The sequence below is a fragment of the Arachnia propionica genome, assembly GCF_003932785.1.
In the GTDB taxonomy this organism is placed as follows: domain Bacteria; phylum Actinomycetota; class Actinomycetes; order Propionibacteriales; family Propionibacteriaceae; genus Arachnia; species Arachnia propionica_B.
Map to the genome: position 1 here is coordinate 1 of NZ_RQYT01000174.1, position 308 is coordinate 308.

The 308-nt window shown below is 56.5% G+C and carries 1 protein-coding gene; it reads left to right on the forward strand.

Features of this window, described 5'->3' with window-relative positions; genetic code table 11:
- On the forward strand, positions 1-308 hold a 308-nt coding region (locus tag EII35_RS15700), incomplete at both ends, for a zeta toxin family protein (RefSeq protein WP_185744416.1).

A 308-nucleotide genomic window follows, 5' to 3' on the forward strand; every position in this document is an offset into this window, starting at 1 on the left:
GGAGCTATGAATCCTGGCTGAAACCCGCCCGGGTCAAGGAACTCGAAACACAAGGAGAACGATTCTTCCCCCTCGACCTGGCCACCCTCGTACACGAAGAATCCTCCAAACTCGCCAAACGGATGCGTCATCTCGCCATCGAGAAAGGAGCCAACATGGTGGTTGATACAGTGTTGGGGTCGCAGAGTTCAGCGCGTCAACTGGTCGAAGGTTTGGTGGCTGCGGGATATCGTGTCGAGATCATCGATGTCGAGGTTCCTGAAGCAGTGTCCCGAGAAGCGATCCGGCAACGATGGCGTGACGGCTAC